Genomic DNA, 21,271 nt, shown 5'->3' on the forward strand with positions numbered 1-21,271 from the left:
GGATCATCCTCGTCCGGCGGCCGCCGGAGAAGAATTACGAGTTTCGCTTCCTGATGAATTCCTTCAGCCAACGGCCCGCGTTGCGGATGTGGAGTTCCAGCAGAGCGCAGGCGGCTTCCGTATCGCGATTGCGGCACAGTTCCAGAAGTGTGCGATGCTGCTCGTTGGCCCGGCTGAATTCGCGCGTCAGGTACAATTGCAACCGCATGTAACGGTCGGAGTTGTTATTGATCTGCTGAATCATTGCCATGAACCGTGGCCGCCCGGCGCGCGAATAAAGCGTCGAATGGAATTGCCAGTTCAGTTGGCCCCAGTTGGTCACTTCTTCATTCATCTCCAGCGCATTTTCATACCGCTTCAGGATCGCTTCCGCCTTCTGGAAGTCAGATTCCCTTAGGTTCGGAATCGAACAGCGCAGCACGTCGCATTCCAGCAGCACGCGCATGTCAAACAATTCGCCGATTTCATCCGCCGAAAGCGCCGCCACCACCGCCCCGTGGTGCGGAACAATGCGAATCAATCCTTCCGCATCGAGCTGCCGCATGGCTTCGCGCACCGGGATTCGGCTCACGTTCAGATCCGTGGCAATCACGTCCTGGCGAAGTTGTTCGCCTTCTTCAATCTGCCCCCGGATAATCATCTCCCGCAGTTTTTCGGCCACTGCCGACGCAAGCGACAGTCTGGGTATTCCTTGCTCCCGCGGCTCGCGAGAATTGTCTTCTCTCATTTCGATTTCCAGTTTCGAATACATGTTGTTCTTCATCCCTGAAAGGGGCGGCATCGGCCCCGATTGAAATCCGTCTCAGCGGGAGACCATACCATACTATTTCTTGTTTATCGCGCTCCGCGAACTTGCGTAGCCGTCTTGGTCGGATCCCCGCTTTCGGAAAGAGTCGCCGCAACTTATCTCATATTTCCCCAAATGTCTCCAACCGTAAATCCCGCGGGAAATGGGTCGCTCGGCTCCACAACGTATTGCGCGAATCCCGTGATCCACGCGCGTCCGCTGATCGCGGGAATCACTGCGCGGTAGGGGCCCACGCGCGTTTCGCCCACCAGCCGTCCCGTAAACGTCGTTCCCAGAATCCCCTCATGAACAAAATCCTGTTGCAGCGGTAGCTGTCCTTTTGCATGCAGCGCCGCCATCTTCGCGCACGTTCCTGTGCCGCATGGCGAGCGGTCCAGCGCGCCGGTCCATGATGCTGGCTTGTCCCAGTCCACCTTCCCCGTGGAGACAATCACGGCATTCTGTCGGTGAACGCCCGGCATTTTCGACGGCGCGGAAAGCTGCGCAATCGTAATCCCTGAAATCTCTGGATTTTCAGGATGTGCAACGGGAAGCTGCTCCGTCGCCGCCGCTTTGATCATTTCTCCCGCACGCGCAATGTCATGAGCTTCATCCGGCGTCAAGCGCAGGCCCAGCGACTCCGCATCCGCGATCACATAAAACATCCCCCCGTAGGCCACATCCACTTTCACGGTTCCGAGTTTGCGTACTTCAATCGGTTTGTCGAGATGCACCGCAAACGCCGGCACATTTTGAAACGTTACCCTCGTCACTTTGCCATTGTCCGTTTCGGCCTCCACTTCCACAAGTCCCGCTGGCGTGTCCAGCTTCAGGCGCATGATGCGGTCGTGGATCGGAATCATTCCCGTCTCGAGCAGCACCGTCACAACGCAAATCGTGTTCGTGCCCGACATCGGCGGGTATTCGACCTGCTCCATGATCACGAATCCTGCATCCGCACGAGGGTCCGCTGGCGGAAGAATCAAATTGCAGTTCGATGCCGGATACCCGCGCGGCTCGCGCAGCATCAGTTTGCGCAAGTCATCTCCATGCTTTTCCAGATAGTTTTTTTTCTCGAACATCGTCTTGCCGGGCACGTCGAGCACCCCGCCGGTAATGACGCGCCCTGGTTCGCCGCACGCATGGGCGTCCACCGCCATGATCAGCCGCGAAATTTGCAAAGAAAACTCCTCGACCCCAGCGTTATCCTCAATACTACAATTGAGTTACACAAAGGCGAATTTTTTCTCTCGCCCGCCTGTGGTTGCGCGTGACGCAGCGCATAAAGGCGTTGCATAATATATCCGAAAGCCTATATTCGCTCTTTCTCGTTTCCTTTGGCGCCGGTTTTTTCCGGCCACAAGTCTATGCCGTCACAAATGGATCGTGTCCGTGTCGTTGATTCCCATACTGAAGGCGAACCCACGCGCTTGGTTATCGCCGGAGGCCCGCCGCTCGGCACTGGCTCTTTGGCCTCGCGCGTGGAGCGTTTTCGCCGCGAGTTCGATTGGTTTCGTTCCGCCGTCGTCAACGAGCCGCGTGGCTCAGACGCCATCGTCGGCGCGCTTCTCTGCGAGCCCGTGGACAAATCCTGCGCCGCAGGCGTGATCTTCTTCAACAATGTCGGCTATCTCGGCATGTGCGGCCACGGCACCATCGGCCTCATCGTCACCCTCGCCTATTTGGATCGCCTCAAGCCCGGCGAGCATCGCGTCGAGACTCCGGTTGGCATTGTCATGACGCATTTTCACGAGTCCGGCGAAGTCTCCGTCGACAACGTCCCAAGCTATCGCCATGCCGCCGATGTTGCCGTAGACGTTCCCGGTCACGGGCGCGTCGTCGGCGACATCGCCTGGGGCGGAAACTGGTTTTTTCTCGTCGAGCAGCAGGATGGCCATCCCGGCCTCGAACTCGAATTCTCCAATATCGACCGTCTCACCGAATTCACATGGGCCATTCGCAAGGCGCTCGAAGACCATCACATCACCGGCGCGCACGGCGAAGTCATCGACCACATCGAACTTTACGCTCCTTCCCGCCTTGCCCGCGCCAATAGCAAAAATTTCGTCTTGTGCCCGGGGAAAAGTTACGACCGTTCGCCCTGCGGAACCGGAACCAGCGCGAAGATGGCCTGCCTCTACGCCGAAGGCAAATTAAAGGAAGGCCAAGTCTGGCGGCAGGAGAGTATCGTCGGCAGCATGTTTGAAGGCAGCATTTCGATTCGCAATGGCGAGCTTCACCCGACAATCAAGGGACGCGCCTACGTAAACGCGGAAAGCGAATTGATTCTCGACCGCCGCGATCCCTTTTGCTTCGGCATCACAAAATGAGCCGTGCTTCCTGCGATGTCGTAGTCATCGGCGCGGGCATTGTCGGCGCTGCATGCGCCTTGGCCTGCGCCCGCGAAGGGTTGCGCGTCGCCATCGTCGAAGCGGAAACCGTCGGCGGCGGGGCCACGGCCGCCGGCATGGGCCATCTCGTCGTGATGGACGACTCCGAAGCACAATTCGCTCTCACGCATTATTCCCAGCTTCTCTGGCAAAAACTCGCACCCGAGCTTCCGGCCGATGTCGAATTCGAATCCTGCGGCACGATTTGGGTCGCTGCAGACGAAGAAGAAATGGCCGCTGCGAAACAGAAAAAAAACTTCTACGAATCGCGCGGCGTGCATGCCGAGATTCTCGATGCAAAATCCCTGCGCGAAGCCGAGCCGAATTTGCGTGAGGGTCTTCCCGGTGGCCTTCTCGTTCCCAGCGACGCCGTAATTTATGCGCCTTGCGCCGCGCGTTTCCTCGTCGAGCAAGCCCAGTCGCGCGGCGCGCAGTTGTACCTTCCCGCCGTGGTTACGGAGATCACCGCGGACGCCGTCTGTCTCAACAATGGCTCAGCGCTCTCCGCTCGCTGGGTTGTCAACGCCGCCGGCAGTTGGTCGTCTTCGCTCACGCCGGGAATCGAAGTCAAAAAGCGCAAAGGCCACTTGCTCATCACCGATCGTTATCCCGGCTACGTGAAGCATCAGTTGGTCGAGCTTGGCTATCTGAAAAGCGCCCATTCCTTCACCGCGGAATCCGTGGCTTTCAATGTTCAACCGCGTCTCACGGGCCAGATGCTCATCGGTTCCTCGCGCCAATTCGGCGTCGAAGGTAAGGAAATCAATTCCGCCATGCTTGCCCGCATGCTCGCGCGCGCAGAAGATTTTCTTCCTGGCATAGCCAGGCTCTCCGCCATTCGCAGTTGGACCGGTTTTCGCGCCGCCACGCCCGATAAACTGCCTTTGATTGGCCCTTACTCCGCGCGCGAAGGCGGCGCCGATAATTTGTTCTTGGCCACTGGCCACGAGGGTCTTGGCATCACCACGTCGCTCGGCACCGCCGCGCTTCTTGTCGATCAGTTGCTCGACCGGCCATCCCAAATCCCCGTCGCGCCGTATCTCCCGTCGCGCGCTCGCGAGAATGTCCATGCCTGACGCTATCTCCATCACCGTCAACGGAACGGCCGTTCACGTGCCGCCAAACACCACCGCTCTCGCCGCGATTCTCATGAGCCGCGCCTCATCTTCCGTTCCATTCGTTCGCCGCTCCGTCACGGGCGAGCCGCGCGGCCCTCTCTGCGCCATGGGCGTTTGTTTCGAATGCCGCGCCACGATCAATGGTCAGCATCACAGCCGCACATGCCTCATTCTTTGCGCGCCAGGAATGGACATTCGCACCGATGACTAGCGCGAGCCGCAGATTCGACATCCTAATCGTCGGCGCTGGTCCCGCGGGCATTGCCGCCGCATGCTGCGCTGCCGAAAGCGGTCTTCGCGTCGGCATCGTCGACAATAATTCGCATCCCGGCGGTCAAATCTGGCGCGCCGCCTCGCAGGACTCTGCTGTTCCCGAAGCCGTTTCCTGGTATGAAAAACTCGCCGCCTCGCGCGCGGAGTTTCTCTCCAGCACGGAAATTTATGACCACCCCGCGCCCGGCGTACTCCTCGCCGCATCTCCCAGTGGAGTTTGCGAACTCTCTTACGCGAGATTGATTCTCTGCACTGGCGCGCGCGAACACTTCCTCCCGTTTCCAGGTTGGACGCTTCCCAACGTCATCGGCGCAGGCGGCCTGCAAGCGCTTGTCAAATCCGGTTTCTCCGTCGCAGGCAAGAAAATCATCGTCGCCGGCAGCGGCCCGCTTCTTCTCGCTGTCGCCGCGTATCTTCGCGAGCATGGCGGCGATGTGCGCCTGATCGCCGAGCAATCTTCCTGGCCGCGCCTGATTCGTTTCGGTTTCGCGCTCGCGTTTCAAAAAGAAAAACTCGCGCAATCGTTTCAATTGAAGCGCCAGCTCTCCGGCATTCCTTATAAAGCCGGCTGCTGGCCCGTCGCCGCCGAAGGCAATGGCCGCGTCGAAAGCGTTACTCTGCGCCGCGGAAATAAAACGTGGAGTGAAGCGTGCGACTATCTCGCCTGCGGTTTTTTCCTCGTGCCCAATGTCGAGCTTCCCTCGCTTCTCGGCTGCGAACTTCGCGTCGGCTTCGTCCGCGTCGATGACTTTCAGCAGACCACGGTCTCCGAAGTCTATTGCGCCGGCGAACCGACCGGCATCGGCGGCCTTGAGCTTTCGCTCGTTGAAGGTCGGATCGCCGGCCACGCCGCCGCGGGCAATCGTGAAGCCGCTCGCAAGCTTTTTGCCGAGCGTCATCGTGCGCGCGGCTTCGCCGCCGCGCTTCAGCGCGCCTTTTCTTTGCGCGGCGAGTTACGCTCCCTCCCCGTCGCCGCAACTTTCATCTGCCGTTGCGAGGATGTTACGCTCGCGCGCTTGCGGAAACATTCTTCCTGGCGCGCCGCCAAACTGCAGACGCGCTGCGGCATGGGCCCGTGCCAGGGGCGAATCTGCGGTCCGGCGGTCGAATTCCTGCTTGGCTGGAAGCCGGAATCCGTCCGTCCGCCGATTTATCCCGTTTCCGTCGCCAGCCTTGCGAAAAATATCTCAATCGAATCACAATCTTCACTTCAAGAGGAGCTTCGATGAATTGGACAGGCGTAATTCCCGCGATCACCACGTGCTTCGACCAGAACTACAAAATCGATCACAGCTTTATGGCCAGGCATTGCCGCTGGCTGGTCGAAAGCGCTTGCACGGGCATCGTCCCTCTCGGCTCGCTCGGCGAAGGCTCGACGCTCGAGTACGCGGAAAAACTCGCCGTCATCGAGACTTGCGTTCGCGCCGTCGGCTCGCAAGTTCCTGTCGCTGCCGCGATTGCTTCGCTGCGCACCGCCGAAGCGGTGGATCTCGCCAAAGCCGCCGCTGACAAGGGCTGCTCCGGTCTGATGATTCTTCCTCCTTACGTGTATCGTGGCGATTGGCGCGAGATGAAGTCCCACGTCGCCGCTGTCCTTCGCGCTACGAACCTTCCTTGCATGCTCTATAACAATCCTGTCTCCTACGGCACGGATTTTTTCCCCGAGCAGATTGCCGAACTCGCTCGCGAACACGCCAATCTTGCATCCGTAAAGGAATCCAGCACTGACGTCCGCCGCGTCACCGCCATTCGCGCTCTGCTCGGCGATCGCCTCGCGATTCTCGTCGGCGTGGACGACGCCATCGTGGAAGGCATCCGCGTCGGCGCCGTCGGATGGATCGCTGGTCTCGTCAACGCCTTTCCGCAGGAGTCCGTGGATCTGTTCAACTTTGCCGCCGCCGGCGACTTCGACAAAGCTTTCGGCATCTATAAGTGGTTCCTGCCGCTCTTGCGCATGGACACCGTTCCGAAATTTGTGCAGCTCATCAAGCTCGCACAGCAAGAAGTCGGCATGGGCAATGCGCGCGTCCGCGCTCCGCGTTTGGAACTTACCGGCGAAGAGCTCGCCGAAGCAAAGGCCATCATCCGTCGTGCAATGGAAACGCGTCCGCATTCGCGCGCTGCTCACGAAGCGGCTCGCTCGTAATTTTCATCGCGCGCTTAAAAGAGCAAAAAGGGAGGCCCCATGACACTGACAGGAAGATCAATCATCGGCTCGCAACTCGCTGAGCCTCGCGGAAAACTTTTTCGCGCCGTCAATCCTGCCACCGGAGAAACGCTTGAGCCTGCGTATTATTCTGCCTCCGATGCCGATGTGAATCTAGCTGCTGCCGCTGCTGCGCGCGCATTCCCCGTTTATAGTCGCGCCACAGGCAAAGCCAAAGCGGCATTCCTTCGCGAAATCGCCGAAAAAATCGAAGCTCTCGGCGACGATCTCGTCAATCGCGCCGTCGTGGAGACTGCCCTGCCTCCGGCGCGCATCAAGACGGAAATCGGCCGCACCTGTTTTCAGCTTCGCATCTTCGCGCAGCTCGTCGAAGAAGGCTCTTGGGTTTCCGCGCGCATTGACCGCCCCGATCCCAACCGCGCTCCGATTCCCAAGCCCGACATGCGTTCGCTCGAACGCCCGCTCGGCCCTGTAGCCGTTTTCTGTGCTTCGAATTTTCCTCTCGCCTATTCCGTCGCTGGCGGCGACACGGCCTCCGCGCTCGCTGCAGGCAATCCCGTCGTCGTTAAGGGCCACAACGCTCATCCGGGCACTGCCGAAATGGTCGGCCAGGCGGTCCGCGATGCCGTTCGTGACTGCGGCTTGCCCGAAGGAGTTTTTTCCATCGTCTTCGACGCCGGCATCGAAGTCGGCATCGCTCTCGTCAATCATCCCGAAATCAGGGCCGTCGGCTTCACTGGTTCGCGCCCGGGCGGCCGCGCCTTGATGAACGCCGCCGCCGCGCGCCCGGTGCCGATTCCTGTTTACGCCGAGATGAGCAGCGTGAATCCGTTTTTCATTCTCCCCGGCGCGATGAAGGAACGCGGCGCCGAAATCGCCAAAGGTCTGCACACTTCCGTCACCGTCGGCGCCGGCCAGTTTTGCACCAAACCCGGCGTCATTATTCCCGCCAGCGACCTCGAAAATTCCGCGCCTGTGCGCGAATTCGTCTCCAGCTTTGGCGAATTAATGAAGGCGCCCGCCGATTTCATGCTTCTCACCGAGCGCATCCATTCCGCTTATTTCGAAGGCGTTCGCGCCCGCGGCGGCAAGCAAGGCATCAGTTTTCTCGCGCAGAATTCGCCTGCGGAAAATGCCGCCGGCTTCCGCGTCGGTACTTCGCTTTTTGAAATCGAAGCATCGAACTTTCTCGGCGACTCCAGCCTGCAGGACGAAATTTTTGGCCCTTCAACTCTTCTTGTTCGCCATTCTTCGCGCGAACAACTCTTCGAAATCGCCCGCAATCTCGAAGGCCATCTCACCGCCACGATTCACGGCACCGAAGAGGATTTGCGCGAATACGCTGATCTTGTCGCTCTTCTCGAATCCAAAGTCGGCCGCCTGATTTTTAATGGCTATCCCACCGGCCTCGAAGTCGGCCACGCCACCGTCCACGGCGGCCCGTATCCCGCCACGTCCGACGGCCGCACAACTTCCGTTGGCACGCAGGCCATTCATCGTTTCGCGCGCTTGGTCTGCTACCAGAATTTTCCCGATGCTGCGCTGCCTGACGAATTGAAGAATAACAATCCGCTCGGCATCTGGCGCCTCATCGATGGCCAAATGACCCGAGACGCCGTCGCCAGCGGCCCCAAAGTTCAGGCGAAATCGACGTAGTGGCGCGAGCGTCGCCGTTATTCTCGACTGCCGTGATCAATCGCAACCGAACGCGCCAGACTCACGAACAACGCCCATGAGCGGCTTAAACAAGCAGGAACAATTCGCCATCGCAGCCGTCGCCAGGCGTTTTTCCGCGACGCTCGAAAAGAGCCGCGATCCCGCGCACGCCCGCATCATCGTTGAGGGGAAACGCGTCACCCTCGACATCGCGACTCTCAAACCGTGCGGCGCTCGCCAAACGAACGTCGCCAGGCCTCATTTGCGCTTCGACAAAGTTGTCATCAGGCTCATGGACTGCCTGCAAGCAACGATTGCCAAAACCGCGCCAGACGGCACAACAGTCTTGCTGACTGTCACCGCTCCTATCCGTTTGGCGTCCAAAACCGCCGCCGCGCTCGAAGCCAAAATCCATGCTCTTCTCCAGCGCAAATCGCCGTGCCGCGACGTCAAAGACACGATCCACAAAAATCGCATCCACATCCGGATTCTGCGCGGGCCGTCCGCGTCATCGCCAAAAATGATCGGTTTCGTCCACAATCCCGATTCCGATCCGCTTTTGCTTTTGAATCTGTCTCAGGAATTGCTCGGTCTCGCCGGCCATCAGCCGCGCGACGCCGCGGACGGACGATCGCTGGCTCGTTGTGCTCAGCCCCCGCACAATTTCATGCTTGGAGGCCTGCCGCTACATCTATTCCCATCTGCGCACGCCCGCCATCTTCAAAAAAATTCTCATTGTCTTCAGCAGTGGTCAAGTCGAGGCCCTCACGAAATAAATCCACTTCGCCCCCGGGTCGCCGGCGCAGGTAACGCGTTGTTGCCCGCCCCGCCGCTCCTTACCGCTCAGCCTTCAGGTCGCAGTTCACGCTTCCTTGGCCTCGTGATAGAATCCGCCGCCGAACTCGCCCTATGAAACCATTCTCCGATCGGCTCATCGCGCGTGTGTGTGAAGTCGGCAATCCCTGCGTCGTCGGCCTCGATCCGCGCATCGATCTAATGCCTGCATTCGTCAAGTCCGGCCGCGGCCGTCCCACGAGAGAAGTTGTCTGTTCGATCATCTCCGATTTCCACGAACTCGTCCTCGACGTCGTCTCCGGCCTCGTCCCCGCCGTGAAGCCCCAACTCGCTTTCTTTGAGCAATACGGCTCCGCCGGCATCGAAGCGTTCGAAGGCACGGTTCGCGCCGCGAAAGCTCGCGGCTTTCTCGTCATCGCCGACGCCAAGCGCAACGATATCTCCTCCACTGCCGAAGCTTACGCCTCCGCTTATCTTGGTGGCGTGAACGTCCTCGGCGAGCGGCAAACCACCTTCGACGCCGACGCCATGACCGTAACACCATATCTCGGCCGCGATACTCTGCTTCCTTTCGTGCAGGCCTGCGCCAGGCATTCCAAAGGCATCTTCGTCGTCTTGAAAACCTCCAATCATGGCTCGCGCGAATTTCAGGATCAAATCCTTCGCTCCACCGGACGCCCGCTCTATGAGTCCGTCGCCTCGGCCATCGTGAGTGTCGGCGGCGATCTCATCGGCGAATCATCTTATAGTTCTGTCGGTGCTGTTGTCGGCGCCACGTTCACCGAAGCCGCCAGAAACCTGCGTGCTCTGATGCCTCACGCGCTCTTCCTCGTCACCGGCTATGGTGCGCAGGGCGCTCGCGGCAATGAAGCCGCTGTTTGCTTCAATTCCGATGGCCTCGGCGCCATCGTCAATTCCGCGCGGGGAATCACGTACTCCTATCGCCACGCCGGTATCTCGCGCGACGAATTTGTCCGCGGTCTTCGCGAAAATACGCTTCGCATGATCGAAGACGTGACCTCCGCCATCGCCCATCGCTCGCGCCAGCTCGCCGCCATCTAGCCTGACTCCCCGGACCTTCCGTCATTTCCACAGGGAAATGCTGGCAAATCGCTCTTTTTCGTTTATGATTCGCGCTTCCGGCCGCATCGTATTGCACGCCGGGCGATCTCCAACTGGGGAGGAGAATTCCAAATGAAGTGTGCACATTCGTCTGCGGAAAAATCTGTTTTCTGGATCAGTCTGATTACTTTTCTTTTTCTCGCGAGCGTTCTTACTGTGGGCGTTCTTGCCCAAAATGACCCTTCGCAGTCGATGCAAGACGATGCTGGCGCGCGAGGATCGCGCAGCGACTCTTCGTATCCCGCCCGTCCCAATTTTACTCTCGCCGAGCGCTTCGTTCCTTCCGCGGTCGAGAAGCTCGTTTTTGATATGAGCGTTACGCCGCATTGGTTCGAACTTTCCGATCGCTTCTGGTACAGCTATGAAACTCCCGAGGGCACGAGCTACTGGGTCGTTGATCCGCTCAAGCGCACCAAGACTCCTCTCTTCAACAACGCCAAGCTCGCCGCGCAGTTGTCCACGCTCACCGCCTACGCCTACGACGCGCAACACTTGCCCATCAAGAATTTGAAGCTCGTCAAGAGCGACACGGCTCTTCAATTCGAAGTCGAGGTCTCGAAGGACGCCGTCATTCCCAACGAAACCAGGAAAGCCCAAACCAACGAAGAAGAAACAATTCAAGAAGACAAAGAGCATCAGCAAATGGGCCAGCAAAATCAGCAGAATGGCGAAGGCCAGGAAGGCCAAGAAGCCAAGCCGCCCGCCACGCGCACCATTTATTTCGAACTTGATCTCGCCACCGGCAAAGTCACTCGCCTTGACGGCATGGAAGCGCCGCTCAAGAAGCCCATGTGGGCCTCCGTTTCTCCCGATGGCAAAACCATCGTTTTCGCCCGCGGTTTCAATCTCTATATGATGGACGCCGACAATTACAAAAAAGCCCAGAAAAATCCCGGCGATAAATCCATCGTCGAAACGCAGCTCGCCACTGACGGTGTCGACCGCTTCAGCTACGCCCGCCTCCTCGTCGACGAGGAAAAAGAAGCGCTCAAGAAATATCAGAAGGGCGATGCAAATCCTGTTGGCCCGCGCACCGTTCCCATTTCAATTTCTTGGTCCAAGGACTCCAAAAAATTCGCCGTCGTTCGCTCCGACAATAGAAAAGTTGCCGACCTCTGGGTCATCCACACGCTCGCCAATCCGCGTCCCACGCTCGAAACATATCCCTACGCCATGGCCGGCGACGTCAACGTCCCGCAATACAAAATGCAAGTTTTCGACGTGGCCACCAGGCAGTATCTCGTGATTCAAACCGCCGGCTTTAAGGATCAGACCGTCTCCATTTCCACCGATCGCATCCTCGCGCGCGATCGCGAACACGAATTGCAGCAGACCGAAGGCGAGCAGCGCAATTTCGGCGGTTTCGGCGCGCCGATGGTCGGCCCATGGGTCTCCGACACTTCCGACAAGCTCTATTTCGTCCGCAGCAGCCGCGATCTCCATCGCATCGACGTCTGCGTCGCGGACACCTCCACGGGCGCGTCGAAAGTTCTCATTCAAGAACGCTCCAATGCCTACATGGACGATCGCCCCTTGCGCCTCATCAATAATGGCCAGGAGCTCATCTGGTGGTCCGAACGCGACGGCTGGGCGCACTATTATCTTTACGACTCCGAGGGCCACCTGAAAAACCAAATCGACTCCGGCGAATATATGGCCGACCAGATCCTCGACATCGATTCCAAAACGCGCGAAATGTACTTCACCGCCACCGGCCACGAGTCCGGCGAAGATCCCTATTACGTCCATCTCTACAGAATTAATCTCGATGGCTCCGGCCTGAAGCTTCTCGACCCCGGCAATTTCAACAACGCCTTCAGTGCCTCGGATTCCGGCAAATATTTCATCGACACGTATTCGCGCGTCGATACCGCTCCCATCTCCGTCCTTGATGACGATCAGGGTTTGAAACTCCTCGATCTCGAAACCACCGACGTCAGTCGCCTGCTTCAGGCCGGCTTCAAATATCCCGAAACATTCCACGTCAAGGCCGCCGACGGCATCACCGATCTCTATGGCGTGATGTACAAGCCTTTCGATTTCGATCCGTCGCGTAAATATCCCATCATCGAATACGTCTATCCCGGTCCGCAGACCGAAAGCGTCACGAAATCCTTTTCGCCCAAAAATCAGGATGTCGCGCTCGCGCAGCTCGGATTCATCGTCATCGAAGTCGGCAATCGCGGCGGCAGCCCGCAGCGCGACAAGTGGTACGACACGTACGGCTACGGCAACCTCCGCGATTACGGCCTTGCCGATAAAAAGGCCGCTGCCGAAGAGCTTGCCGCCATTCATCCGTATATCGACATCGACCGCGTCGGCATCTGGGGCCATTCCGGCGGCGGCTTCATGACTGCCGCGGCCATGCTTCAGTATCCCGATTTCTTCAAGGTCGGCTGGTCGGAATCAGGCAATCACGAAAACAACGTCTACAACAAATTCTGGAGCGAGAAATATCACGGCATCAAGGAAACCGACGAAAAAGACGGCACCGTGAAGTTCCTCTATCACATCGACAAAAATTCCGAACTCGCCAGAAATCTCAAGGGCCATCTCATGCTCACCACCGGCGACATGGACAACAACGTCCACATGGCCAACACCATGCGTCTTGCCAACGCGCTCATCAAAGCCAATAAGCGTTTCGACATGTTTGTCCTGCCCGGCATGCGTCACAGCTACATGCCCGTAGCCGAATATGTTTTCTGGATGCGCGCGAATTATTTCTGCCGCTGGCTCCTCGGCTCGTCGGAAACTGGACCCGACGTCCTCGAGCTCCAGCGCAAGGAGCAAGCCACTCCGAGCCACAAACTCGAGCAGTGAATCATCGTTCGGCGCTCGCCTGGCCACGCGCTCTCAGGCCGGCGAGCGTCAGCCTCTGTCGCTTCAGTTCTGTGCTGGCGCGCTGTGCGTTCGGTTTCTCCGCGCGCTTTCGAGAGCCACTGCCAGCCGCTCGACTCCCCGCCGCAACTCTCTTGCGTCGACCGCCGCAAATCCCAGCAACAGTCCTTCGCCCACTCGATGCTTGATCGCGAATTGTCCTATGGTCATGACTTCAATGCCTAACGCTGCTGCCGCTGCCGCCGCACTTTTTGCTGATATCTCCGATTCGAGCCATCCCACCGTCGTCATGCCCGCTTCGATCTCCTGGATGCGCAGCACTCCCGCCAGTTTTTGCTGTGCCGCTTCTTGCAGCACCGCGAGCCGTTCCGCATAAAGCTCGCGCATGGATCGGATGTGTCGTGCGAAATGACCCTCCGTCATGAAGTCGCAAAGCGTCGCCTGCTCGATCGTCGCGGAAGAAAAGTCCGCAATGAATTTCGCGGCGGCGAATTTTTCAATCAGCGTCTCTGGCACGATCAAATAGCCCAGCCGCAGCCCGGGAAAGAGCACTTTGCTGAAGCTGCCCGCGAACACCACCGAGCCTGTTTGGTCCAATCCTTGCAGCGCCGGGATCGGCCGTCCCGAATAACGATATTCGCTGTCGTAATCGTCTTCGAAAATCAATCCTCTCGTCCGTCGTGCCCAGTTGAGCAGCGCAAGCCGTCGTTCGAGCGACATCGTTGAGCCTAGAGGAAACTGATGCGCCGGTGTCACATAGGCTAGCTTCGCCTGTTCGTAGTCGCGCTGTCCTTCCTCAATGCAAATCCCGTGCGCGTCAACGGGCACGGGAATAATTTTCGTTCCGGCGGCCCGGAGCAAAAATCTCGCGCCGAAATAGCACGGGTCTTCCACCAGCACAGCGTCGCCCTCATCGAGCGTCACCTGTGCCGTCAGGCTCAATGCCTGTTGCGTTCCCGATATAATGACGATTTGCTCCGCCGTGCATCGCACGCCGCGCGCCGTTCCCGCATAGCTGGCGATTGCTTCGCGCAACGGCCGGTAGCCGCGCGGATCGATATCTCCCAGCAGCTTTCCCGCGCCTTGCTGCAAGCGTCGTGCCGCAATTTGCATCCAGGCGCGCGCTGGAAATTCATCCAGCGCAGGCTCCCCTCCGCGAAATGCTCGCGCAGGTTGCGGCCGGGCGTGAAGACCGGTCGGCAATCGCCGCGCAAATCGGGAAAGCCGCGGAGTCCTTCGCGCTCGTTTCGTCGCTCCGTCGTTCGTCCGCCTCGCATGCAGCATGTCCTCCGGCAGCAGCCGGTTGACGTACGTCCCCGAACCAGTTTTTCCCTCGAGGTATCCTTCCGAATGCAATTGCTCAAACGCCGCCACGGCCGTCCCGCGCGATAATCCATACTGTCGCGCCAGTTCTCTCGTTGAAGGCAGCCGCATTCCGCGCTGGATGCGATTCTCCAGGATCGCCCGTCGCAGCTCCTCGCAAAGCCATTCCAGCATTCCGCTCTTCGCGGCCCGTTCGCCCAGTGTGACTTCGAAAGATGCCGCGCTTTTTGTCATCCCTAAATGGTACATCCAATTTCTTCATAATGGACCTTTTCAATGGTCCACTTCTTGTCTATCTTCCGAGTCGGAGGGTGAAACTCATGGCTGCCGGCGCGCAATCACATTCAGCTCCATTTCTTGCCGGCGCCGGCCTTCGCTTCCAAAAAACCGCGCTCGTCTATGCCCGCGTTGCGCTGGCTGCCGCCTTTCTCTCCTCCGTCGCGGATCGTTTCGGCTTTTGGGGTCCGCCGGGGGAATTCGGCGTGTCTTGGGGCAATTGGAAGAGTTTTGTGGCCACCGTCGCGTACATGAATCCTTTCCTTCCTCGGAGCGCGGCTCCGATTCTCTCCGTCATCGTGACGTGCTTGGAGTTGGGGCTGGCTACATTGTTGCTTTTGGGCGTCTGGCGGCGGGAGGTTGCCGCGGCTTGTTCCGCATTGCTCTTTTTGTTTGCTACTTCGCTGGCGGTTTTCGTCGGAGTTAAAACCGCGCTCGCCTATTCCGTCTACTCCGCTTCCGCCGCCGCGCTCCTTCTCGCGCTGGCTTCTCCATGTGGCAAAGAAGGGGCCTCCTGATGCGATCCATCGCGCGATTCTGGCAGCTCATCTTCCTCGCCATCGCCGCACTCGCTCTATGCGCGCAGACCGGCGCGCAACACTCCCCGGCTGCGCGGGCAAAACCCCTTCCGCCTATGTTCACTCAGGCTCTGCCCGCTCTCGATGGCCATCATTTGCTCGTGGATTTCCTCGAATTGAATTACGCCCCCGGCCAGTCCACTCCTCCGCACACGCATTCCTGTCCCATCATCGCCCACATCGCCGAAGGCGCCATGCGTGTTCAGATTCAAGGCCAGCCCGCGCACATCTACAAAGCCGGAGATACGTTTTACGAAGCCCCTCATGGCATTCATCTAATCGCGCAAAACGTCAGCCAAAAAAATCCTGCGAAGGTGCTCATTTTTGTCGTTTGCGACCATCCCGGCCCCATCGCATTGCCCGTGAACACAGGCTCTCACTGATCCCTGGGCCGCGCGGTGTTCACGCGTTTCTGCTGTGCAGAAGACAACGAAGGAATGTCCACAAAAAATAAGGAGGCGGAACTGGTCGGAACCGCCTCCTGCGTCCCTGGGGTGTGAGTCTCCGCCCGCCGCCTAGGGAGGCGCGTGGCGGTTGCAACTCCTCCCCTGAACCCTGCCTCCACAAAAAAGTTGCGCGAGATTTTCTCGCCGCGCCATACAATGGCCGCGCGTGTCGCCGCGCCATTTCATTCGCTGTCGCGGAAAAGGCCCTTCAGGAACGTTCGGGAAACAATGAAAAAACGCCGCTTCGGTTCCGAGGAAATCCCCAGAGACAAGCCCCGCCACGAAGAAATTGACGAAGCCGGTCTTCTCGCCTATCTCGCCACCATTTCTCGGCCTGAAAGCATTCGCGAAATCGCTCGCGGCCTATCCATGCGCCACTGGGGCCGCCGCGCGCTGCCCAAGCTTCTCAAGCTCCTCATTCGCCGCGGCGACGTCGAGGAAAATCACGATCGATATCGCCTCGCCGGCCAGCGCCCCACGCGAAAAGCTGCTCCTCGCGCCGATTCACCGGCCGAAAAATCAAGCGCCGCCGCTCATCGCTCGCCGCATGCACAGCCCGCCTCAAAGCAGGACCCGAATTTAATTTCCGGTCGCCTCGTCGCTCATCGCGATGGCTATGGCTTCGTCGTTCCCGATCATCCTGTTCGCGGCATGGAGGGCGATCTTTTCATCAGTCCGGATGCCATGGGCGACGCCCTTCATGGCGACAAAGTTCTCGCGCGCATTGGTCGTCGCCGTCCTGATGCTCGCTTCGAGGGCCGCATCGAAAAAATCCTCGAACGCGCCAATCCCACCGTTGTCGGCCTGTTTCGCTATGGCCCGCACGCGAACGTTGTCTTGCCTTACGAAACGCGCATCGCCCACGAGATCATCATTCCTGCCGGCGCCGAACTCACGCCCGAATTGCAGCAGAAGCTCGGCGCTGCCTCCGGCGAATTGCCGCGCGCCAGCCGCCGTTTGCGTCTGCCGGAGCTGGATGGCGCCGTCGTCAACGTCGAATTGACGCGTTTCCCGCGCGGCGGCGTCGTTCCCGCCGGACGCGTCGTCGAAATTCTTGGCCGCCATGGCGAAATGGGCGTCGACGTCGAAATCGTCATCCGCAAGCATCATCTCCCGCACGTCTTTGACGAAGAAGTTCTCGCGCAAGCTCGCGCCGTCGCTCACCCCCTCACGGAAAATGATCTTCGCGGCCGCCGCGACTTTCGCCATCTTCCCATCGTCACCATTGATGGCGAAACCGCCAGGGATTTCGATGACGCCGTTTACGTCGCGCCGCGCCCCGACGGCGGCTATGAACTCCAGGTCCACATCGCCGACGTCGCTCATTACGTTCATCGTGGCTCCGCGCTCGATGCCGCAGCCCGCCTCCGCGGCACTTCCGTTTATTTTCCCGATCGCGCCGTCCCCATGCTTCCCGAGGAGCTTTCCAACGGCATCTGCTCGCTCAATCCGCGCGTCGATCGTCTGGTGATGAGCGCCATTCTTCAGCTCGATAGCTCCGCTGAAGTTCTCAGCGCTGAATTCACGCCCGGTGTCATTCGCTCCGCCGAACGCATGACTTACACCAACGTCAATAAAGTCCTCGAATCCGATCCCGAAATGTCCACCCGTTACGCTTCCTTGGCCGGTCATTTCCGCCGCATGCGCGATCTCGCCCTCGCCTTGAATAAACGCCGCGTCGCTCGCGGCTCTATCGATTTCGATTTGCCCGAGCCGGTCATCGAATTCGATCCCGCGGGGCGCATGATCGGCATTTCCCGCAGCGAGCGCAATATCGCCCATCGCCTCATCGAGGAGTTCATGCTCGCCGCCAACGAAGCAGTCGCTGGCTATCTCGAGCGCCGTAAAATCCCTTCGCTCCATCGCGTTCACGAAAAGCCCGATCCGAAAAAAGTCCTCGAATTTGAAGAGCTTGCCCGCGCCTTCGGTTATTCTCTCGGCGTCGAAGATTTATCCGAGCGCCGCGTCACCGTTCGTCACGGCCATGTACGCGCGCCCGGCCGCGGCCGCTACGCTCGCATGCGTCCCATGGAAATTTCTCTTCCGCCGGAAGAGATCGACATCCGCCCGCAGCATTATCAGCGCCTCACCGCGCAAATTGCTGGCAAACCCGAGGAGCGCATCGTCTCCTATTTAATGCTGCGCTCTCTCAAGCAGGCGCGTTACGCCGCTGAATCTCTCGGCCATTTTGCTCTCGCCGCTCCCGAATACACGCATTTCACTTCGCCCATTCGCCGCTATCCCGATCTCATCGTTCACCGCGCGCTCAAATGGGCGCTCGAAAATCCCTCCGCGAAAAATGGCCCTTATCGCGAAGTCGAGCTTCAAGAAATCGCCTCAGAGACCTCCGAAGCCGAGCGCCGCGCCGACGCCGCCGAGCGCGAGCTGATGGACTGGAAAACCGCTCAATATATGGAGGGTCATCTCGGCGAAGAATATGACGCGCTCATTATCTCTGTGCAGAAATTCGGCTTCTTCGTCGAGCTGATCGACGTCTTCGTCGAAGGCCTCGTTCCCATGGATCGTCTCGAAGCTACATTTGGCCACACCTTCCATTACCGCGAAAGTGACCATGCCATCGTCGCCGAATCTCATCGTTCCCGCCGCCGCCGCGGCTCCTCCGCGGACTCCCACCGCGAATTCACCCTCGGCCAAAAAGTTCGCGTCCGCGCCGAGCGCATTGATCCGCTTCGCAATCGCGTCGAATTCAGCGTTGTGCCCTGATGCTTCATCGAACAATCTCGTTTCTATACGTTTTCCACAGAGTATCTCTATCGTATTTATACGTTTTCAATACACGGGCGTTTCGTACTATTGACGTCTCTCCAGCGTCTCCGTACGCTATTTTCGTGTCCAAGTTCGCCTCTTTTTTGGGCAAGCGCGTCGAAGTCAGTTATCGTGCCGGTGAGATTCACATGAACGCCATCGGCACTCTCGTCGTGGACTCTGGCCAGTCCATTCGCGTTGAAGATCGCTTCGAGCAATCCGGCCGCGAGAAGACCGTGCGCGTCGAAATCCCCTATCCCGTGATTGTCCGTGTGCGTGAAATTATCGTTCAGCGCGAAAAACAGCCTCTCCCCGTTTCCTGATTTTTCTTCTGTCATCTTGCGAACCGAGCCTCGCTCGCTTTCCTTGTATTTTGATTTTCTCTCGTGCCTTTCGCCGCTATATTGATTCCTTCTCACGAGGAGGATTCATGAAGCCGAAGGTCGGACTGATTGGCTTGGGCCTGATGGGTTTGCCGATGGGCCGCAATCTTTTGAAAGCCGGATTTCCATTGACCGTCTGGAATCGCACGCGCGACAAAGCCGAAAAACTCGCCGCCGAAGGCGCCGCCATCGCCGCTTCTCCGCGCGATGTCGCCGCTGCATCCGACGTTCTCATCACCATCGTCAGCGATCCGCCCGCTCTCGAAGAGATTCTTTGGGGAAAGGAAGGCGCGTTATCTGCGCTGAAAAAAGGCAGCGTCTATATCGATTCCAGCACAGTCACGCCCAGTCTTGCGCGCCGCATCGCCTCGGCCTGCGCCGAGCGTGGCGCCGATTTTCTCGACGCGCCCGTCACAGGAGGCACGTGGGGCGCTGAAAAAGGCGAACTGGTTTTTATGATTGGCGGGAAGAAACAAGTCCTCGATCGCGTCGAGCCTGTGCTTCAAGCTGTCGGTAAGCGTTTTTTCCTTCTCGGTCCGAATGGCGCTGGCCAGACCGTAAAGCTCGCCATGAACATGATTCTGGCGCTCGAAGTCGAAGCCCTCGCGGAAGGTCTGGAGCTCGTCACGCGCTCCGGCGTGCCCGCCGAGCGCCTCATCGAAGTTCTGCAATCCAGCATGGGCCGCGCGCCGGTGCTCGACGTGAAAGCGCCCGTCATCCTCAAGCGCGATTTCACGCCCAGCTTTCCGCTGCGTCTCATGCACAAGGACATGCGTCTCGCGCTCGAGCTCGCGAAAGAAAATGGCGTCGAACTTCCCGCTGGCGCCGCCGCTTTCGCCGCCTACTCCGCCGTCAAGGCCGCCGCGCAAGGCGACGTCGACTACGCCGCCATCGCCAACTACTGGCGCGAAAAGTGAGGACTATGCCCCATCATCCTGGGCAGAATTCCAGGCGGCCAGTGCAAAGTTCCTAGACGGCCTAACCGAACGACCTACCTTTTTTTATGCGGGATCATAGTGGGAGCCGCATGCCCCGTTTCAAAGAATTGGTGGCTGAGCGTCGCTCAACAGGCAGGAGGCTGGCTCACGCCTTGTGCGCCTTTGCTGACCACTGGTCACTCACCACTGACCGCTGTCTTCTCACGCATTCGCCGCAAAATAACTCAGCGGCAATTCCCGTGCCGTACGCAGTCCCGCCGGCGCCGCCAGAATGTCCGGAATCGCATTCACGGCCACGGCCGCCGTCGCAATATCTCCGTGCGTCCCGCCCGGAATCGTCAAGCTGATATTCGGTTCGCCTCTCAGCTCAACCGTATCCGCAGGGTTTTTCGCGCCTACGTACATCCTCAACTCCATAAAAATCTTTTCGCCGCCCGCGCCCGTTCCTCGCGCGATTTGATGCACGCCCGCGACTTGCCCCGCGGCCACTTCGAGAAACGGCGTCTTCACCATTTCCTCCGCAATCATCGGTTCAATCGTCTCCGTGATGTGATCCACCGCCAGCCCCATCCCGTCCGCCACCATCGCCACCGATTCTGGCAATCCATGATGTTTGATGATTCCCGCCGCCACTTTCTCGCGAAATTCCTCCGGTGTCATTCCCGCGCCGATTTTCTTCTGCAACGGCAGCCGCCGCTTCGACGCATCCACAATCCGTGTCACGCGCACCGAATCCACGCGCTGCGCCACGGCCGCCAGCGTCAGGGCCAGTTTGTCCATCACAAATCCCGGATTCACGCCCGTGCCCACCACGGCCACGCCTTCCTCTTTGGCAGCCTCATCCAGTTTCCGCGAAAGCTCCGGATGCTTCCGAAAGGGATACGCCAGCTCCTCGCACGTCGAAACGACACAGCAGCCCGCCTCCACGCACGCCAGCAGTTGCCCCATCACGTCCTTCAAATACGACGACGTGCAGTGAATCACCGCATCCACCTGCCCGCGCAGCGCCGCCGCCGCATCCGCCCAAACTCCAATCCCCCACGGCGCATCCGCCGCGCCCACCACTTCGCCCAAATCCCGCCCCGCCTTCGCCGGATCGGAATCCACCGCGCCCACGATCTCGAGCGCGCTCTTCTCGCGCATCAGTTTCACGATCGATGCTCCGATCGGCCCCACGCCATACTGCACCACGCGAATCTTCTTTTTTGTCACCGTCGGCTCCGTCTTGGTCGATTTGCGAAGCCTGTACCTTAATTCCGAATCGCATGCCGCGCAAGCATTCGTGCGAACCGGTCGTGCATCGGTTTGGATTTTTTTGTTCCTGAGGATGATCCCGAAGGCGGGCGTCATGCGGCTCTGCCTGACCGGTCCGACCTAGACAACTGGAGCATCGGATGCCAGACTTGACCGTC

Annotated in this window: 18 protein-coding genes; 14 read left to right on the forward strand and 4 right to left on the reverse strand. The window is 59.1% G+C overall.

What is annotated here, in order from left to right; translation table 11 throughout:
- Positions 1–34: 34 nt before the first annotated feature.
- Together VGR81_04700 and VGR81_04705 are read right to left on the reverse strand one after the other, a co-directional pair.
- Entirely contained in the window at positions 35–751 is a 717-nt protein-coding gene (locus VGR81_04700; protein ID HEV2288233.1) for a GntR family transcriptional regulator, read from the reverse strand.
- Between the two features lie 152 nt (positions 752–903).
- Positions 904–1,968 carry a proline racemase family protein gene (locus VGR81_04705; protein ID HEV2288234.1) on the reverse strand — a complete coding sequence of 355 codons (1,065 nt, stop codon included), beginning with the start codon at positions 1,966–1,968 and terminating at the stop codon, positions 904–906.
- 198 nt (positions 1,969–2,166) lie between these two features.
- Between VGR81_04705 and VGR81_04710 the strand changes: the two genes are divergently transcribed.
- From VGR81_04710 to VGR81_04750, 9 genes are all read left to right on the forward strand, one after another.
- Positions 2,167–3,117 (forward strand): proline racemase family protein, encoded by a 951-nt coding sequence (locus VGR81_04710; protein HEV2288235.1) that lies wholly within the window; start codon positions 2,167–2,169, stop codon positions 3,115–3,117.
- A complete protein-coding gene (locus VGR81_04715; protein HEV2288236.1) occupies positions 3,114–4,253 on the forward strand; it encodes an FAD-dependent oxidoreductase in 1,140 nt (379 codons plus the stop codon). Before VGR81_04710 ends, VGR81_04715 begins: the two co-directional genes overlap by 4 nt.
- Positions 4,246–4,506 (forward strand): (2Fe-2S)-binding protein, encoded by a 261-nt coding sequence (locus tag VGR81_04720; protein HEV2288237.1) that lies wholly within the window; start codon positions 4,246–4,248, stop codon positions 4,504–4,506. Before VGR81_04715 ends, VGR81_04720 begins: the two co-directional genes overlap by 8 nt.
- A complete protein-coding gene (locus VGR81_04725; GenBank protein ID HEV2288238.1) occupies positions 4,499–5,797 on the forward strand; it encodes an FAD/NAD(P)-binding oxidoreductase in 1,299 nt (432 codons plus the stop codon). Before VGR81_04720 ends, VGR81_04725 begins: the two co-directional genes overlap by 8 nt.
- Positions 5,794–6,714, forward strand: coding sequence for a dihydrodipicolinate synthase family protein (locus VGR81_04730; GenBank protein HEV2288239.1), 921 nt, complete (start codon positions 5,794–5,796; stop codon positions 6,712–6,714). The genes VGR81_04725 and VGR81_04730 overlap by 4 nt, the downstream gene beginning before the upstream one ends.
- Positions 6,715–6,753: 39 nt before the next feature.
- Positions 6,754–8,391, forward strand: a complete 1,638-nt coding sequence (locus VGR81_04735; GenBank protein ID HEV2288240.1) for an aldehyde dehydrogenase (NADP(+)) — start codon at positions 6,754–6,756, stop codon at positions 8,389–8,391.
- Between the two features lie 76 nt (positions 8,392–8,467).
- Positions 8,468–9,304 carry a hypothetical protein gene (locus tag VGR81_04740; protein ID HEV2288241.1) on the forward strand — a complete coding sequence of 279 codons (837 nt, stop codon included), beginning with the start codon at positions 8,468–8,470 and terminating at the stop codon, positions 9,302–9,304.
- Positions 9,301–10,248 carry an orotidine-5'-phosphate decarboxylase gene (gene pyrF / locus VGR81_04745; GenBank protein ID HEV2288242.1) on the forward strand — a complete coding sequence of 316 codons (948 nt, stop codon included), beginning with the start codon at positions 9,301–9,303 and terminating at the stop codon, positions 10,246–10,248. The genes VGR81_04740 and pyrF overlap by 4 nt, the downstream gene beginning before the upstream one ends.
- Before the next feature lie 132 nt (positions 10,249–10,380).
- Positions 10,381–13,131: a DPP IV N-terminal domain-containing protein gene (locus VGR81_04750; protein HEV2288243.1), complete on the forward strand. Its 2,751-nt coding sequence runs from the start codon at positions 10,381–10,383 to the stop codon at positions 13,129–13,131.
- Between the two features lie 63 nt (positions 13,132–13,194).
- Here the strand turns inward: VGR81_04750 and VGR81_04755 are convergent, their stop codons facing one another.
- Positions 13,195–14,706 carry a PLP-dependent aminotransferase family protein gene (locus VGR81_04755; GenBank protein HEV2288244.1) on the reverse strand — a complete coding sequence of 504 codons (1,512 nt, stop codon included), beginning with the start codon at positions 14,704–14,706 and terminating at the stop codon, positions 13,195–13,197.
- Positions 14,707–14,792: 86 nt separating this feature from the next.
- Between VGR81_04755 and VGR81_04760 the strand changes: the two genes are divergently transcribed.
- From VGR81_04760 to VGR81_04780, 5 genes are all read left to right on the forward strand, one after another.
- The gene (locus VGR81_04760) at positions 14,793–15,266 is read left to right on the forward strand and encodes a MauE/DoxX family redox-associated membrane protein (protein HEV2288245.1); all 474 of its coding nucleotides are present in this window, start codon (positions 14,793–14,795) and stop codon (positions 15,264–15,266) included.
- Positions 15,266–15,709 (forward strand): cupin domain-containing protein, encoded by a 444-nt coding sequence (locus tag VGR81_04765; protein HEV2288246.1) that lies wholly within the window; start codon positions 15,266–15,268, stop codon positions 15,707–15,709. Before VGR81_04760 ends, VGR81_04765 begins: the two co-directional genes overlap by 1 nt.
- A gap of 291 nt (positions 15,710–16,000) precedes the next feature.
- Entirely contained in the window at positions 16,001–18,496 is a 2,496-nt protein-coding gene (locus VGR81_04770) for an RNB domain-containing ribonuclease (GenBank protein HEV2288247.1), read from the forward strand.
- 125 nt (positions 18,497–18,621) lie between these two features.
- Positions 18,622–18,861, forward strand: coding sequence for a hypothetical protein (locus VGR81_04775; GenBank protein HEV2288248.1), 240 nt, complete (start codon positions 18,622–18,624; stop codon positions 18,859–18,861).
- 107 nt (positions 18,862–18,968) lie between these two features.
- Positions 18,969–19,838 (forward strand): NAD(P)-dependent oxidoreductase, encoded by an 870-nt coding sequence (locus VGR81_04780; GenBank protein HEV2288249.1) that lies wholly within the window; start codon positions 18,969–18,971, stop codon positions 19,836–19,838.
- A gap of 222 nt (positions 19,839–20,060) precedes the next feature.
- Here the strand turns inward: VGR81_04780 and VGR81_04785 are convergent, their stop codons facing one another.
- Positions 20,061–21,071 (reverse strand): hypothetical protein, encoded by a 1,011-nt coding sequence (locus tag VGR81_04785; GenBank protein ID HEV2288250.1) that lies wholly within the window; start codon positions 21,069–21,071, stop codon positions 20,061–20,063.
- Positions 21,072–21,271 lie beyond the last annotated feature (200 nt).

It is taken from the genome of Candidatus Acidiferrales bacterium (assembly GCA_035934015.1).
Classification (GTDB): Bacteria; Acidobacteriota; Terriglobia; order Acidiferrales; family UBA7541; genus DAHUXN01.

What these genes read in the sequence shown, in the direction of transcription:
- VGR81_04710 (HEV2288235.1), top strand. Translation starts at nt 2,167, where the DNA reads ATGGATCGTGTCCGTGTCGTTGATTCCCATACTGAAGGCGAACCCACG.
- VGR81_04750 (HEV2288243.1), top strand. Translation starts at nt 10,381, where the DNA reads ATGAAGTGTGCACATTCGTCTGCGGAAAAATCTGTTTTCTGGATCAGT.
- VGR81_04715 (HEV2288236.1), top strand. Translation starts at nt 3,114, where the DNA reads ATGAGCCGTGCTTCCTGCGATGTCGTAGTCATCGGCGCGGGCATTGTC.
- VGR81_04770 (HEV2288247.1), top strand. Translation starts at nt 16,001, where the DNA reads ATGAAAAAACGCCGCTTCGGTTCCGAGGAAATCCCCAGAGACAAGCCC.
- VGR81_04730 (HEV2288239.1), top strand. Translation starts at nt 5,794, where the DNA reads ATGAATTGGACAGGCGTAATTCCCGCGATCACCACGTGCTTCGACCAG.
- VGR81_04760 (HEV2288245.1), top strand. Translation starts at nt 14,793, where the DNA reads ATGGCTGCCGGCGCGCAATCACATTCAGCTCCATTTCTTGCCGGCGCC.
- VGR81_04755 (HEV2288244.1), bottom strand. Translation starts at nt 14,706, where the DNA reads ATGACAAAAAGCGCGGCATCTTTCGAAGTCACACTGGGCGAACGGGCC.
- VGR81_04740 (HEV2288241.1), top strand. Translation starts at nt 8,468, where the DNA reads ATGAGCGGCTTAAACAAGCAGGAACAATTCGCCATCGCAGCCGTCGCC.
- VGR81_04720 (HEV2288237.1), top strand. Translation starts at nt 4,246, where the DNA reads ATGCCTGACGCTATCTCCATCACCGTCAACGGAACGGCCGTTCACGTG.
- VGR81_04725 (HEV2288238.1), top strand. Translation starts at nt 4,499, where the DNA reads ATGACTAGCGCGAGCCGCAGATTCGACATCCTAATCGTCGGCGCTGGT.
- pyrF (HEV2288242.1), top strand. Translation starts at nt 9,301, where the DNA reads ATGAAACCATTCTCCGATCGGCTCATCGCGCGTGTGTGTGAAGTCGGC.
- VGR81_04735 (HEV2288240.1), top strand. Translation starts at nt 6,754, where the DNA reads ATGACACTGACAGGAAGATCAATCATCGGCTCGCAACTCGCTGAGCCT.
- VGR81_04765 (HEV2288246.1), top strand. Translation starts at nt 15,266, where the DNA reads ATGCGATCCATCGCGCGATTCTGGCAGCTCATCTTCCTCGCCATCGCC.
- VGR81_04700 (HEV2288233.1), bottom strand. Translation starts at nt 751, where the DNA reads ATGTATTCGAAACTGGAAATCGAAATGAGAGAAGACAATTCTCGCGAG.
- VGR81_04780 (HEV2288249.1), top strand. Translation starts at nt 18,969, where the DNA reads ATGAAGCCGAAGGTCGGACTGATTGGCTTGGGCCTGATGGGTTTGCCG.